The sequence below is a fragment of the Actinomadura viridis genome, assembly GCF_015751755.1.
GTDB lineage: Bacteria > Actinomycetota > Actinomycetes > Streptosporangiales > Streptosporangiaceae > Spirillospora > Spirillospora viridis.
Map to the genome: position 1 here is coordinate 1,147,792 of NZ_JADOUA010000001.1, position 14,232 is coordinate 1,162,023.

The following is a 14,232-nucleotide window of genomic DNA, read 5'->3' on the forward strand; positions in this document are numbered from 1 at the left end:
GGCCGCCCCGACCGGAGGAGGGACATGGCATTCCGGGGCACGGTCTTCCGGGGCCTGGCCCTGGCGGCCTCCTGCCTCCTGCTCCCGGCGGTGGCGGGCTGCGGCGGCGGCGATGCCGCGCAGGGCCGCGGCCCGACCCTGCACGTCGGGGTGACGCTGTCGCTGACCGGCCAGTTCTCCCAGGAGTCGCGGCAGACCCGCAACGGCTACCTGCTGTGCGAGCGGCGGGTCAACGCGCGGGGCGGGGTGCCGGTGGGCGCGCGGCGGGCCCGGCTGGCGCTGCACATCCAGGACGACGCCTCGCGGCCCGACCTGGCCGCCTCGATCGTCGACCAGTTCGACGAGAAGGGGTACCGGCTGGTCCTCGGCCCCTACGGCTCGCCGGTGACCGCCGCCGTCGCGGCGGTCACCGAGCGGAACCGGCAGGTGCTGGTCAACACCCTGGGGGCCGAGGACGCCATCTCCGGCCGGGGGAACCGGCGCACCTTCACGGTGATCTCGCCGGCCTCGGAGTACGCGACCTCGATCCTGGCGGCGGTGCACGAGCTGGCCCGGCCGCGCCCGGCGCGGGTGATGTTCCTGTCCGCCGACGACGGCTTCGCCCGGGCGGTGACGCGTTCGGGGCAGGAGACGGCGCGCCGGCTGGGGCTGCGGGTGCTCCCCGCCCAGTACTTCCGCAGCGGGGCCACCGACGTCTCGGCCGCGCTGATCCGCGCCCGCCAGGCCCGGCCGGACCTGATCATCGGAGCGGTCCACTTCGTGGAGGGGGTCGCGCTGGTCCGGCAGAGCAGGGAACTGGGCCTGGACCGGACCCCGATCGCGCTGACCGTGGCGGCGACCACCGCCGACTTCACCAGGGCCCTGCGGGGGTTCGCCGAAGGGGTGATCGGCGTCAGCCAGTGGGTCAAGGGCGGCCGGGACGCCTGGTTCGGCGACGCGAAGGACTACTCCGCCGCGTACCGGCGGATGTACGGCGAGGAACCCCAGTACCATCCCGCCGCGGCGTCCGCGGCGTGCCTGGCGCTGGTGCTGGCCGTGCAGGGCGCCGGGAGCACGGACGCCGACGCCGTCCGCACCGCCCTGGAGACCCTGGACGAGCAGTCGTTCTTCGGCCGGATCAGGTTCGACTCCACCGGCCGGAACGTGTTCAAGCACATGACCGTGATCCAGGTGCAGCGGGGCCGCTCGGTGCAGGTCTGGCCGGCCCGGTCGGCGGCCGGCGGCCTGGTCTGGCCGGGGGCGCGATGAACGGCCTCGCGCAGGTGACCGTCTACGGGATCCTCCAGGGCGGCCTGCTGGCCGCGGTGGCGGTCGGCTTCTCGCTGATCTGGGGGCTCAACAAGATCATCAATGTGGCGCACGGCGAGTTCGTCATGCTCGGCGCCTACGTCACCTGGAGGGTCAACGACACCTTCGCCGCCGACCCGTTCGTGGGCGCGTTCGTGGCGATGAGCGTGCTGTTCGGCGTCGGCTACCTGATCCAGCGGCTCATCATCAACTTCGTGATCGACGCGCCGCTGCGGCTGACCCTGCTGCTGATGTTCGGCATCTCGGTGGTCCTGGAGGCCGCCCTGGTCGCCCTGCACTCCACCGCCTACCAGGCGCTGCCCACCTCGTACGCGATGACCAGCTTCACCGTGCTGGAGATCCGCGTACCGCTGGGGCGGCTGCTGGCGTTCGCGTTCTCGGTGATCTGCGCGCTGGCCATCGCCGCGTTCCTGAACCGCACCGGCACCGGCCTCACGATCAGGGCGGCGGGCATGAACCGGAAGGCGGCCCGGCTGGTGGGCATCGACATCCGGCACAGCTACGCGCTGACCTTCGCCCTCGGCACCGGGCTGGCCGGCGCCGGCGGGGCCATGATCGCCCTGGTCGGCACCTTCAGCCCCGCCGACGCGGCCACCTACACCATGTCCAGCTTCGTGGTGGCGGTGCTGGGCGGGCTGGGCAGCATGAAGGGGGCGCTGGCGGCGGGCGTGCTGCTGGGGGTCATCCAGGCGTGGGCCGCGTACCTGGTGTCGGGCACGCTGACGAACCTGATCGCGTTCGGGCTGGTCCTCATCGTGCTGGTGAACCAGCCCCGCGGCCTGTTCGGGCGGGGAAGGCTCGGCGGCGGGGAGGAGAGGTGAGCCCGGCGCCGGGGCCCGAGCGTCCGCCCCGGGCCCCCTGGCCCGCCTCGCCCGCGCGGAACGCGCTCCTGTCGCCGGCCGCCCGCGAGGACCGGCTCGTGCCGCCGGCCCCGGGCCGCGACTCGCTCCTGCCGTCGGCGGCGGGCTGGTGCGCCCTGGTGCTCGGGCTGGCCGCCGCGTACGCCCTCCTGACCCAGGTCTCCAGCGGGCACGAGCGCACGGTCGCCACGATCTTCATGTTCATCGCGCTGGCGCAGGCGTGGAACATCCTGGGCGGCTTCTGCGGCTACCCGATCTTCGGGCAGGTCGGGTTCTTCGGGCTGGGCGGCTACGCCGTCGCGGTGCTCATGACGGGACCGGACTGGCCGCTGTGGGCCGCGCTCGCGGGCGGCACCGCCTTCTGCGCGGTTTTCGCCTGCCTGGTCGGGCCGGTGCTGATGCGGCTGCGCGGGCACTACTTCGCGATCGCCACCATCGGCCTGGCCGAGACGCTCCGTGAGACGGTCGTCAACGTCCCGGCGCTCACCGGCGGCGGGGCCGGGCTCGCGATCCCCACCAGCGGCAGCGGGGCGGCCATCGGCGAGCTGGGCGACGAGGGCTTCGCCGTGCTGTTCCTCCTGCTGGCGATGGCGACCACGGCCGTGGCGGCGGTGGTGTCGGGCAGCCGGTTCGGGTGGCGGCTGCGGGCGATCCGCCAGGACGAGGACGGCGCCGCGGCGCTGGGCGTCGACGTCTCCCGGGCCAAGTGCGCGGCCTTCGCCCTGTTCGCGCTGATCACCGGGCTCGCCGGCGGCCTGTACGCCGCCCAGCAGGTGGTGCTCTACCCCGAGGGCATGTTCAGCCTCGAGATCACCCTGCTGGTGATCGTCATGGTCCTGATGGGCGGCAGCGGGACGGTGGCCGGGCCGGTGCTCGGGGCCGTCGGCGGCCAGGTGCTCTCCGAGCTGCTGCGGACGGTCTTCCCGCAGGGGCACATCCTCGTCCTGGCCCTGTGCATCATCGTCTCGGTGATCGTGTTCCCGTGGGGCGCGATCGGGTTCGCGCGGCTGGTGTGGCGGACCCGGCGGATCCCCCTGCTCGAGGCAGTGCGGACGTGTCGGCTGTAAGCGTCGGTCCGGCCGCGGGCGGGCCGGACGCCGAGCCGGCCCTTGAGGTGCGCGGCCTGGGGGTGCGGCTGGGCGAGACCTGGGCGCTGCGCGACCTGACCCTGGTCCTGCCGCGCGGGCGGATCATCGGGGTGGTGGGGCCCAACGGCGCGGGCAAGAGCACGCTGATCAACGTGATCTGCGGCCAGGTCGCCCCGCACCGCGGGCGGGTGCTGCTGTACGGCCGCGACATCACCGGGGCGCCGCCGTGGCGGACCGTGGCGGCGGGGGTGGCGCGCACCTTCCAGGAGCCCCGGGCGTTCGCCGACATGAGCGCCAGGGAGAACGTGGCGACCGGGGTGCGCAACGGCCGGTACCGGATCCGGGGCCGCCGCGCCGCGCTGGCACTGGCCGACGAACTGCTCGAACGGGTCGGGTTCGCCTCGTCCCCGCACGCGCTGCCCGGATGGCTGGACTTCGCCGACAGCCGGAGGCTGGAGCTGGCCAAGGCGCTCGCGCTGCGCCCCCGCGTCCTGCTGCTGGACGAGGTGCTGGCCGGCCTGCGCGCGCCGGAGGTCGAGCACGGCCTGGAGCTGCTGAGCGACCTGCGCACGACCGGCATGACCATCCTGTACGTCGAGCACGTCATGAAGATCATCCTCGCGGTCAGCGACCAGGTGCTGGCCATGGACGACGGAAGGAAGCTGATGGTGGGAACCCCGCAGGAGGTGCTCGCGGACCCGCGCTCGATGGAGAGCTATCTGGGCGGCCGCCACGTCTACCCGCTGGGGGGATGATGGGACGGGCGCCGCGCGCGTTGCTGACCGTGCGGGACCTGACCGCCGGGCGCGGGTGCGGGCGGATCCTGTCCGGGCTGGACCTGGACGTCCGCCGCAACGAGATCGTCGCGCTGGTGGGGCCGCCCGGGGCGGGCAAGACGACCGTCATGGAGGCGGTCGCCGGGCTGATCCGGTCCGAGCGCGGGACGGTCCGGCTGGGCGACGCGGACCTGACGCGGCTGCCCGCCGAGCGGATCGTCGCGCGCGGGCTGGCCTACGTCCCGGCGGACCTGTGCCTGTTCGACGGGCTGACCGTGGCCGAGAACCTGCGGCTGGGGGCGCGCCGGCCCCGGCCGGACCTGGAGCCGGTGCTGGGGCTCTTCCCGGTGCTGGGCGGGCGGCTCGGCCGGCTCGCCGGGTCGCTCCCGCACGGCGAGCGGCGGGTCTGCGCCATGGCCCGGGCCATGATGGGCGGGCCGCGGCTGCTGATGATCGACGACGTGTCGCACGGGCTGGCTCCCAAGAACGTCGACGAGGTCATGCGGTACCTCGGCGACATCCGGGCGTCGGGGACCTCGGTGCTCCTCGCCGAGCAGGAGGTCGAGACCGCGCTCTCGGTGGCCGACCGGGCCTACGTGATGGCCGGCGGTGCCGTGGTGGCCAGCGGCACCGCGGGCCGGATGCTCACCGACCCGCGGATCCGGTCGGAATACCTGGGCGTGCTGTGACGCCCCGCCCCCGCCCGCCGCGACCCGCCCGTACGGGCCACCGCGCGGGTCCCGGCACGGGGTGCCGTACGTGTCGCCGGAGGGGCCGGGCGGGGGATGTCACGCCGGAAGGTACGAGGAGCGTCTTAATAGGAGAAGTCCCCACATGGAGGCAGCGCGACGGAAGGACGGCAGGGCACGACTCCGGTCGGACCCGGGCGGCCTCCGGACGGAGCGCTAATGCGGGGAGTCGTATCGCCGTTTCCGCATGCCGGATCGGCCTTTTAAGCGTACCCAATTGAAAAGTGGCGACGTCGCCGTATATGACAGCGACCGGTCGCTCAAGTAAGGATGCTGTTACCACATTCTGACGGCATCCGGTATCTCGGCGTGCATTAATTGAATTTTGGCGTATTCTGGCCGGATGTGGCCAGATTGGGCCCAGTGACGCTCCGTGCACCACGACTTTTCGCGAATTCTCCACTGTCCTGCGATAAACATCGCCGAAATCTCTCGGGGTGTTGGGGTGGGCACTTGCAGTGATCAGCGGTCATCGCGTTGTGTAGTGGCAGTTCAGGAACGCATAGTTGCCAATGTCACACCCGGCATGGTTACGCTGTATTCAGCGTAGACAGGGCATACAGCAAAATTCATCGGATGCGATGGATTGCCTGCGGGGTGGCCAGGTTCCGGGCGTCCACGCGACCAGAGGGTGACAAGGGCACACGATGCAGACCACACAGCGTTTTGTTCGGTTGGGCGTCGGCGATCCCGACTCCGCCACCACCCACCCCTACCATTCCCTGGGTCCCCTGATCGGCCGCGCGGCCGAGCATGCCGCGCTCCGCAGGAGGGTCACCGAGACGTCGGTCCGAATGGTCGCTCTCACCGGACCGGTCGGCGCGGGCAAGAGCCGGCTCGCCGCGGCGGTGTTCAAGGAGGTGTGCACCGGCTCCCCGCAGGGTTGTTTCGTGGACCTGGGACTGGTCAAGGAGGGGGACGACCTCCCCGAGCGCCTCGCCGACGCGCTCGGCTGCCCGGAGACCGGCGGTGGACCGGCCGAGGCCCGGCTCACCTCCTGGGTCGGGGACCGGGACGTCCTGCTCGTTCTCGACCACTGCGAAGGACTGCTGGACGACGTCGTCGCGCTCGTGACCCCGCTGCTCGCGGACTGCCCCCGGTTGCGCGTGCTCGTCGTCGGCCAGGAGGCGCCCCGCATGTACGGCGGCTCCCTCTACAACCTCGCCCCCCTGCCCGTGCCGGACGGCCAGGGCCATCCCTCCCTCGAACAGCTCGCGCGCGTTCCGTCCATCGAGCTGTTCCTGCACCGCACCAGCGTGGTGCGCCCGGGATTCACCCTGACCGAGGACAACCGGGAGGCGGTCTCGGAGCTGTGCCGGCGGCTCGACGGGCTGCCCTTCGCGATCGAGCTGGCCGCCTCGCGGCTGAAGCTGCTCACCCCCGGCGCGCTGCTCGGCGAGCTGGAGGACGGGCTCGACTGCCTGTACGGGAGCCGGGCGGACACGCTGGCGCGGCAGCTGAGCCTGCCGGCCGCGGTGGCGCAGAGCTGCGACCGGCTCTCGGTGGACGAGCGGGACCGGTTCGTCCGGCTCGCGGTGTTCGCCGGCGAGTTCGGGATCAGCGCGGCCGAGGCGGTGATGGGGACCGGCGGCGGGTCGGTGCACGAGCTCCTGGCCACCCTCGTCGACAAGAACCTGCTCGTGCAGGAGGAGCAGGCCAACGGCGAGCTCGGGTTCTCGATGCTGGGCACCGTCCGCGCCTACGCGCTGTCCATGCTGCGCCGCGGCGACGAGCTGGAACGGGTCAGGCGGAGCCACGCCGCCCACTTCCTGGCGGCGGCGCAGGCCGCCGAGCGCGAGCTGGTCGGCCCGGACCAGGCGTCCTGGGCCAAGCAGCTCGTCCAGTGGGACAAGGAACTGCAGAGCGCGTTCGGTTTCCTCATGGAACGTGGCAACGGTCAGGACGCCGCGGCGTTGGCCACCGCCCTCCGTCCCTACTGGTTCGCGTTCGGCCGGCTGCGCGAGGGGCTCGACTGGCTCGAACTGGCCCTGGCCCGCAACGACCTCACCCGCGTGCTGCGGGCCAGGGCGCTGGAGGCCGCCGGTGAGCTGGGGAGCTGGCTGCACTGCGACCGCGCGGTGGAGCGCCTGCTGCGCGCCCAGGAGATCTACCGGGGGCTGTCGGACGACCGCGGGGTGGCGGCCTGCCTGCACTACCTCGGCATGGCCGCCTACATACGCGGCGAGCTGGGCCAGGCGGCCGTCCTGCTGCAGGACGCCGTCGCCGCCCGGCGGGCCGCCGGCGACACCCACGGGCACGCCCGCGCCGTCCGGGACCTGGCCGCGCTCCGCCTGGACACCGGCGAGCCCGCGGAGGCCAGGAACCTGGCCGAGGCGGCGGTCCGGATCTTCCGCAGGCTCAAGGACGCCCGCCAGACGGCGCTCACCCGCGTCGTCCTGGGCGCGGTGGCCGCGGACGAGGGCGCGCTCGGCGAGGCCGAGGAGATGGTCGGCCGGGTACTGCGGTTCTTCGACGACGGGACGGACCCGCTCACGGTGGCGCGCGGCCTGGAGGTCTCGGCGTACCTGCAGTCCATGCACGGCCGGGACAGGGAACGCTGGCGGCGCTGCGCCGGCCTCCTGTCGGCCGCGCAGACCCTGCGCACCCAGGTCCACTGCGATATCCCTGGTCACCAGCGGCCCAAGTTCGACAACCTGGTCGAGCGGGCGCGGGTGCGGCTGGGCGGCGCCACCTTCGACCACGACTGGGCCGAGGGGCGGGGGCTGACGGTGGGCCGCGCGATCGAGCGGGCGCTGGCGCCGCTGCCGCAGGAGACGGCGGCCGTGGCGAGCCTGGACGTCGGGCTGGCCACCCCGCTCACCCCGCGCGAGCACGAGGTCGCCGAACTGGTGGCGCACGGCCTGACGAACCGGGAGATCGCCCGGCGGCTGGGCATCGCGGAGTGGACCGCCGTCAACCATCTGCGGAAGATCATGCGCAAGCTCGACTGCTCGTCCCGGGTACACGTGGCGAACTGGGTGGCGCACCGGCAGACCGAGGAGGGCGCCGTCACGGGGGCGCCGGCGCACCACCGTGTCGGAGCCTCCTCAGCGGCGCGGGCCCGGAACCTGGGGAGGTGAACCGGGCCCGACCCGGGCCGGCCGGATCTCGGCGAACAGCGTGAGCAGCACCGGCCGCAGGCGCCGCCTGGCCTCCTGCGGCCACCACAAGGCCAGCGAGGGGAACGTCGTCTCCAGGACGATCTTGAGGTAGGGGAGGCCGGACCGCGCGTACGGGACGGGCGAGCAGACGCCCGACACCGCGGTCCAGGTCTCCCTCCGCCCCAGCTGGAGCATGCCCCGCCCGTCGAGATCGTTGGCCGTGCCGGTCCGCAGGTCGGTCGACTCCCAGTACAGCGCCGGCGGCTCCTGGCCGCGGTGCCGGGCCGGGCGCGCCTCCTCGGGCAGGTCCAGATGGAGCGCGAAACCCGCGAGCCTTCCCGTGGGCCGCAGATAGAAGGAACCGTGGAATCGGGGGAGCCGAAACAGCGGTCGCGGTCCGTCCTGCATGACCATCGCCAGTGTTCCCTCGCTGGCATCGGTATCGATCCGCCAGGCGCTCGGGTCGGAATAGATGGCGTCCGATACGGGGTCCATTCGGAGTTCACCTCGCTGTCCGGGGGGTTTCCGGAGGTCATGGCGGTGGCCGAAGAGCGCGGCGCTTATGCCGGCGGGCCGGGTTCGGTTCGCTCCCGGCACCAATGAAGACGCTCGGCGTCCCCGGGAATGTGACATCGGGGTGAACACGGGCCGGCGGGGACAGGCGCCTCCGGCGTCCCGCAGCAATCCGGTCCGCCAGGCATGTCACGTTTCGGGACCCGAGAGCGTCTTGTTGGCAAAGACGCTCTACTGCCGGACTGCCAAGGGCGGGTGAAAGCACGCATGTCTACGGAAGGCAAGGTGGTCGGTGCTGCCGGGGTGATAGACGCCAGATTCGGGTCGTCGTCGTTCATGAAACGCGCGATTCGCAAGGCGTTCCCCGACCACTGGTCATTCCTGCTGGGCGAGATCGCTCTCTACTCGTTCTTCGTGCTGCTGTTGACGGGTGTCTTCCTCACCCTGTTCTTCAAGCCGAGCGCGGCCGAGGTGATCTACCAGGGTCCGTACGAGCCGTTGCGCGGAGTGCGGATGACCGAGGCGTACGCCTCGACGCTGCACATCAGCTTCGAGGTCAGGGGCGGGCTGCTGGTCCGGCAGATCCATCACTGGGCGGCCAACATCTTCCTGGCCGCGATGCTGATCCACATGCTCCGGGTCTTCTTCACCGGGGCGTTCCGCAAGCCGCGTGAGATCTCCTGGCTGCTGGGCGTCACGCTGCTGGTGCTGTCGCTGGCCGAGGGCTTCGCCGGCTACTCCCTGCCCGACGACCTGCTGTCGGGCACCGGCATGCGGATCGCCCACGGCATGACGCAGTCGGTCCCGGTGGTGGGCACCTACCTGGTCATGTTCCTCTTCGGCGGGGAGTTCCCCGGCCAGGAGGTCCTGACCCGGCTGTACATCCTGCACGTGCTGCTGATCCCGGGCATCATGCTGGCGCTGGTCCCGCTGCACGGGATCGTGCTGCCGTGGCGGCTCATGCACACCCACTTCCCCGGACGCGGACGCGGCGAGCGCAACCAGATCGGCATGCCGTTCTTCCCGGTCTTCGTGGCCAAGACCACGGCGTTCTTCATGTTCGTCGCCGGGGCGGCCACCCTGCTGGCGACGTTCTTCCAGATCAACCCGGTCTGGCTGTTCGGCCCCTACGACCCGGCCGCGATCAGCTCCGGTTCCCAGCCGGACTGGTACCTGGGCTGGCTGGAGGGGGCGCTGCGGATCATGCCCGCCTGGGAGATCAGCGCGCTCGGATACACGGTCACGCTCAGCCTGATCGTTCCCGGGCTGATCATCCCCGGGTTGCTGTTCACCGGGCTCGCCCTGTACCCGTTCATCGAGAAATGGGCGACCAACGACCACCGCTACCACAACGTCCTGGACCGGCCCCGCAACGCCGCCACCCGCACCGGCATCGGCGCGGCCGGGGTCACCTTCTTCGGCGTCCTGTGGCTGGCGGGCGGCAACGACGTCGTCGCCGAGACCTTCCACATCCCGCTGTTCTGGACCACGTGGTTCTTCCGCGGGGCCATCCTGATCGGCCCGATCGTCGCGTTCGCCGTCGCGCACCGGATCTGCCTGGGGCTGCAGCGCCGCGACCGCGAGGCCCTGGCGCACGGTGTCGAGAGCGGGATCGTCCGGCGGCTGCCCACCGGCGAGCTCACCGAGGTCCACAAGCCCGCCTCCGAGGACGCGGCCCCGGTGCTGAGCGCCAAGAAGGAACTGCCGGTGATCGAGGCGGGGACCGACGGCAACGGGATCGACGCCCCGGTCTCCCGGCACGTGGTCGGCCGCCTGCGGGTCGCCCTCAACCGCGCCTACACCGGCGACGACGTCGCCGCCGGCAACGGGCACGGCAACGGGCACGGGAACGGTCACGGCAACGGCAACGGGCACGCCGACGGGAACGGGCACGACGGGCGCGAGCTGGTGTCCGGGCCGAGCCGTGAGCAGGGCGGCCCCGGCGACGGCGGTGCCCGGTGACCGAGGACCGCGGGCCCGGCGACGGAGGACGGCCGCGCGACGTGGTGATCCTGGGATCCACCGGATCCATCGGCACCCAGGCGATCGACGTCGTGACCCGCGCCCCGGACCGGTTCCGGGTGGTCGGGATCGCCGCCGGCGGCCGTGACGTGGCCCTGCTGGCCCGCCAGGCGGTGCGGCTGGGCGTCGAGGTCGTGGCCGTGCCGCACGAGTGGACCGCCTCCGAGCTGCGCCAGGCCCTGTCGGTGGAGCGGGGGCGCGGGAACGGATCCCGCGCCCGCCTCCCCAAGGTCCTGGCCGGCCGGGATGCGATCGCCGAGGTGGCGGCGTGGCCGTGCGACGTCGTCCTGAACGGGGTGACCGGCGCGGCCGGGCTGGCGTCCACGCTGTCCGCCCTGGACGCCGGCCGCACGCTCGCCCTGGCCAACAAGGAGTCGCTGATCATCGGTGGCCCGCTGGTCAAGGAGCGGGCCCGGCCGGGGCAGATCGTCCCGGTCGACTCCGAGCACTCCGCCCTCGCGCAGTGCCTGCGCGGCGGGCGGGCGGCGGAGGTGTCCCGGCTGGTGCTGACCGCCAGCGGCGGCCCGTTCCGGGGCTGGCGGCGCGACCGGCTGGCGGCCGTCACCCCGGCGCAGGCGATGGCCCATCCCACCTGGACGATGGGGCCGGTGATCACGGTCAACTCGGCGACCATGGTCAACAAGGGGCTCGAGGTCATCGAGGCGCACCTGCTGTTCGACATCGACTACGACGCGATCGACGTGGTCGTCCATCCGCAGTCGGTCGTCCACTCCATGGTGGAGTTCACCGACGGGTCGACGCTGGCCCAGGCCAGCCCGCCGGACATGCGGCTGCCGATCGCGCTGGGCCTGGCCTGGCCGGACCGGGTCCCCGGCGCCGCCGCCGCGGTCGACTGGAGCGGCACGCAGATCTGGCAGTTCGAGCCGTTCGACGAGGAGACCTTCCCCGCGGTCGGGCTCGCCCGCCACGTGGGAAGGACCGGCGGCACGGCGCCCGCCGCCTACAACGCCGCCAACGAGGAGTGCGTGGCGGCGTTCCTGGCCGGGCGGCTGTCCTTCCCCGGCATCGTCGAGACCGTGGCCAAGGTCGTCGCGGAGCACGACGGCGTGGCGCAGGCGTGCTCCACCCTGGACGAGGTGCTCGCGGTCGACTCCTGGGCCCGCCTGCGGGCCCGGGAGCTCACCGGCGCCGCCGCGGCGACGTCCGCGACGCGCTAAACCACCCGAGAAGGAGGGCGGATGGGCGCAGACCATCCTTCCAAGCGACCGATCGAGGATGACGACGGCGCCTTCCACCGGCACGGGGACCTGCTGTTCTCGGTCGCCCACAGCATGCTGGGCGACACGAAGGAGGCCGCGGAGGTCATCCGGGAGGTCCGGGAGCGGTGGCTCGGGGAGGACGGTCACCGCGCCCCCGGGTCCGACACCGCCCTCATCCGGCTGACCACGTGCCTGGCGATCGCCCGGCTGCGCACGGCCCGGAACGGCGACGGCCCGCGGATCGGCCCGTGGCTGCCCGATCCGCTGCTGGACGAGCCGGAGCTGAGCCTGGCCGAGTCGATCTCGGCGGCCATGACGGTGGTGCTCGACGCGCTCCAGCCCGAGGAACGGACGGTCTTCGTCCTCCGGCACGGGTTCGGCCTGACCGACTCCGACATCGCCTCGGTGACCGGCCGGCCCGAGCGGAGCGTCCGCAGGACGGGCGCGCACGCGGAGGCCCGGCTCCGCTGCGAGTCCGTCCCGGCCGACGACGGCCAGGTGGCCAGGCGGTTCGTGGCCTCGTGCACCGAGCTGGACCGGCAGGGCCTGTGCGACGTGCTGGCCGCCGACGTCGTGCTGAGGCCCGGCGAGAACCTGGCCCCGCCGCCGGTCGAGGGCCGGGAGGACGTGGCCGACGCGCTGCTGGCCTGTTTCGCCGAGGACCCGCTGCGCGACTGGTTCCACGCGCTGGACGCCGACGGCCTGGCGGTGGTCTGGACGAGGGACCCCTCGCCGCTCGGCGCGGTGGTGCTCCGGATGGCCGACGGCGGGGTCAAGGAGGTCGACCTCATCGGTTCCCGTTCCTGACCCCGTCCCCCGGCCGCAGGATGATCGACGTCTCGGGCACCGCCTGCAGCGACGCGTACGTGGGGGAGCGCTCCAGCACGTTGAGGAGCGAGGACCGCAGCCCGGTGGGCAGGTCGGCGACCGCCACCTCCAGCTCGATCCGGCTCAGCCGGGCCGGCCGCAGCCCCGTCCGGAAACGGGCGGTGACGCTCACGCTCCCGGGCAGGCACACCCGGTGCAGGTACCGCGAGGCGTGCTGGGCCACGTCGGCGGCGATCCCCGCCACGAAGATCTCCAGCGGGGTGGGGCCGGTGTCGTGGTCGAGGACGTCCGTCGGCTGGTCGAGGTGGATCACGTGGTGGCGGATCCACGCGTCGCACCGTTCGCCGCCCCGTGACCGGACGGTGAGTTCGAGGTCGCCGTCGTCCATGATGCCCCGGGTCAGGACGCCCAGGTCTCCAGGGCGAGCAGGTCGCGCATCGACACCATCCCGACGACGCGGCCGTGGTCGTCCACCGGGAGGTGCCGGATGTCGGCGTCCAGCATCCGGCGGGCGACCTCCTGCGAGTCCTCGTCCAGCCCGGCGGTCCGGACGTGCGGGGAGGCGTACGCCGCGGCGTTCTCGCCGGCCGGGTCGGCCGACCTGGCCAGCGCCCCCACCAGGTCCCGCTCGGTGATGATGCCGGTGACCCGGTCGCCGTCGAGCACGGCGAGGGCGCCGACCCTCTTCTCCGCCATGCGCCGCGCCACGGTGGCCAGCGGCTCGTCCCGCTGGCAGGACAGGACCATGGGCCGGTAGACATTGCCGATCAGCATCGTTCCTCCTCGCGTGCCGTTCAGGCGGTGGGCGCGATCGGGGCGGGCACCACCGCCACCGGGCAGGGCGCCTCGTGCAGCGCGGCCTGGGTCACCGGCCCGAGGATCATCTCCCGCACCGAGCCGATCCCGCGGTCGCCGACCACGAGCAGGTCCGCGCCCTTCGCCGCGGCCACCAGGGCGCGCCGGGGCCGGTCGACCACGAAGTCGGTCTCGACCGGCACCTTCGGGTGCTCCCTCTTCCACGGCGCGACGCCGCGTTCGAAGCGGCCGATCGCCTCGTGCCGGACGCTCTCGGGCTGGACGAAGGGCACCCGGTCCGGGCCGGGCAGCGCGGCGGGATCCCACCAGCCGCACACCGCCTGCACGGTCGCGCCCCGCACCGCGGCCTCCTCGAAGGCGAAACCGAGGGCCGCCTCGCTCGCAGGGGAGCCGTCCACGCCGACCACGACCCGGCCGCCGTCCCGCCGTGCGGGCGCCTCCTCCGGCCGTACGACCACGACCGGCCGCCCGGCGCGGGCGGGCAGCTGCACCGCCGTGGACCCCACGCTGAGCTCGTCGAACCCGCCGTGCCCCCGCGCGCCGACCACGACCAGGCCGGCGTCCTGGGACGCCTTGATCAGCGCGGCGGTGGGCCAGCCCTGGACCAGCCGCCAGCGGACGTCCAGTCCCTCGGCGAGGGCGTGGGCCTTGCGCACCCCGTCGTCGGCGACGATCGCGCCCAGCCCCCTGATCACCTCGAAGGTTCCCTCGTCCGGCGGCTGGAACGGGTAGGGCCAGTGCCAGGCGTGGCAGACGATGAGGGCCGTTCCGCGGAGCCGGGCCTCCTCCACCGCCCACCGGAGCGCCCGCTCACCGTCCGGCGATCCGTCGTATCCGACCAGGACGGGCGGCCTGGTGCCGTGTTCGCCGTTCATGGCGTCCTCCTGCGCGGTCGCGTCATGACCAGCCTCGCCCGTGCCGGCCCGCGCGCGTAGGGACCGGAGTCGGAGG

At 73.0% G+C, this 14,232-nt stretch carries 13 protein-coding genes; 9 read left to right on the plus strand and 4 right to left on the minus strand.

Annotation, left to right across the window (positions count from 1 at the left end; genetic code table 11):
* The first annotated feature begins 24 nt into the window (after nucleotides 1-24).
* The 6 genes from IW256_RS04980 (at nucleotide 25) to IW256_RS05005 (ending at nucleotide 7,861) form a co-directional block, all read left to right on the plus strand.
* Nucleotides 25-1,248, plus strand: a complete 1,224-nt coding sequence (locus IW256_RS04980) for an amino acid ABC transporter substrate-binding protein (protein WP_197009823.1) — start codon at nucleotides 25-27, stop codon at nucleotides 1,246-1,248.
* A complete protein-coding gene (locus IW256_RS04985) occupies nucleotides 1,245-2,129 on the plus strand; it encodes a branched-chain amino acid ABC transporter permease (protein WP_197009824.1) in 885 nt (294 codons plus the stop codon). The genes IW256_RS04980 and IW256_RS04985 overlap by 4 nt, the downstream gene beginning before the upstream one ends.
* Nucleotides 2,126-3,235 carry a branched-chain amino acid ABC transporter permease gene (locus IW256_RS04990; RefSeq protein ID WP_197009825.1) on the plus strand — a complete coding sequence of 370 codons (1,110 nt, stop codon included), beginning with the start codon at nucleotides 2,126-2,128 and terminating at the stop codon, nucleotides 3,233-3,235. Before IW256_RS04985 ends, IW256_RS04990 begins: the two co-directional genes overlap by 4 nt.
* Nucleotides 3,223-4,011: an ABC transporter ATP-binding protein gene (locus tag IW256_RS04995; protein ID WP_197009826.1), complete on the plus strand. Its 789-nt coding sequence runs from the start codon at nucleotides 3,223-3,225 to the stop codon at nucleotides 4,009-4,011. Before IW256_RS04990 ends, IW256_RS04995 begins: the two co-directional genes overlap by 13 nt.
* Nucleotides 4,008-4,721 (plus strand): ABC transporter ATP-binding protein, encoded by a 714-nt coding sequence (locus IW256_RS05000; protein WP_197009827.1) that lies wholly within the window; start codon nucleotides 4,008-4,010, stop codon nucleotides 4,719-4,721. Before IW256_RS04995 ends, IW256_RS05000 begins: the two co-directional genes overlap by 4 nt.
* Nucleotides 4,722-5,428: 707 nt before the next feature.
* The gene (locus IW256_RS05005) at nucleotides 5,429-7,861 is read left to right on the plus strand and encodes an ATP-binding protein (RefSeq protein WP_197009828.1); all 2,433 of its coding nucleotides are present in this window, start codon (nucleotides 5,429-5,431) and stop codon (nucleotides 7,859-7,861) included.
* On the opposite strand, the gene IW256_RS05010 is transcribed toward IW256_RS05005, so the two are convergent.
* On the minus strand, nucleotides 7,829-8,377 hold the full coding sequence (locus IW256_RS05010; protein WP_197009829.1) for a hypothetical protein: 549 nt from the start codon (nucleotides 8,375-8,377) through the stop codon (nucleotides 7,829-7,831). The genes IW256_RS05005 and IW256_RS05010 overlap by 33 nt on opposite strands.
* 285 nt (nucleotides 8,378-8,662) lie before the next feature.
* Here IW256_RS05010 and qcrB point away from each other — a divergent pair, with 285 nt between their 5' ends.
* The 3 genes from qcrB to IW256_RS05025 are packed head-to-tail and all read left to right on the plus strand — an operon-like array spanning nucleotide 8,663 to nucleotide 12,444.
* Nucleotides 8,663-10,357: a cytochrome bc1 complex cytochrome b subunit gene (qcrB, locus tag IW256_RS05015; RefSeq protein WP_197009830.1), complete on the plus strand. Its 1,695-nt coding sequence runs from the start codon at nucleotides 8,663-8,665 to the stop codon at nucleotides 10,355-10,357.
* A complete protein-coding gene (gene dxr, locus IW256_RS05020) occupies nucleotides 10,354-11,595 on the plus strand; it encodes a 1-deoxy-D-xylulose-5-phosphate reductoisomerase (protein WP_197009831.1) in 1,242 nt (413 codons plus the stop codon). The genes qcrB and dxr overlap by 4 nt, the downstream gene beginning before the upstream one ends.
* Before the next feature lie 21 nt (nucleotides 11,596-11,616).
* Nucleotides 11,617-12,444, plus strand: a complete 828-nt coding sequence (locus tag IW256_RS05025) for a sigma factor-like helix-turn-helix DNA-binding protein (protein ID WP_197009832.1) — start codon at nucleotides 11,617-11,619, stop codon at nucleotides 12,442-12,444.
* Here IW256_RS05025 and IW256_RS05030 read toward each other — a convergent pair.
* Genes IW256_RS05030 through IW256_RS05040 form a run of 3 tightly spaced genes read right to left on the minus strand, consistent with a single transcriptional unit; the run spans nucleotide 12,425 to nucleotide 14,156 of the window.
* Nucleotides 12,425-12,853, minus strand: a complete 429-nt coding sequence (locus IW256_RS05030) for an OsmC family protein (protein ID WP_197009833.1) — start codon at nucleotides 12,851-12,853, stop codon at nucleotides 12,425-12,427. The two genes, IW256_RS05025 and IW256_RS05030, sit on opposite strands and share 20 nt — an antisense overlap.
* 11 nt (nucleotides 12,854-12,864) lie before the next feature.
* On the minus strand, nucleotides 12,865-13,239 hold the full coding sequence (locus IW256_RS05035; protein WP_197009834.1) for a CBS domain-containing protein: 375 nt from the start codon (nucleotides 13,237-13,239) through the stop codon (nucleotides 12,865-12,867).
* 20 nt (nucleotides 13,240-13,259) lie between these two features.
* Nucleotides 13,260-14,156: a universal stress protein gene (locus tag IW256_RS05040; RefSeq protein ID WP_197009835.1), complete on the minus strand. Its 897-nt coding sequence runs from the start codon at nucleotides 14,154-14,156 to the stop codon at nucleotides 13,260-13,262.
* Between the last annotated feature and the right edge of the window lie 76 nt (nucleotides 14,157-14,232).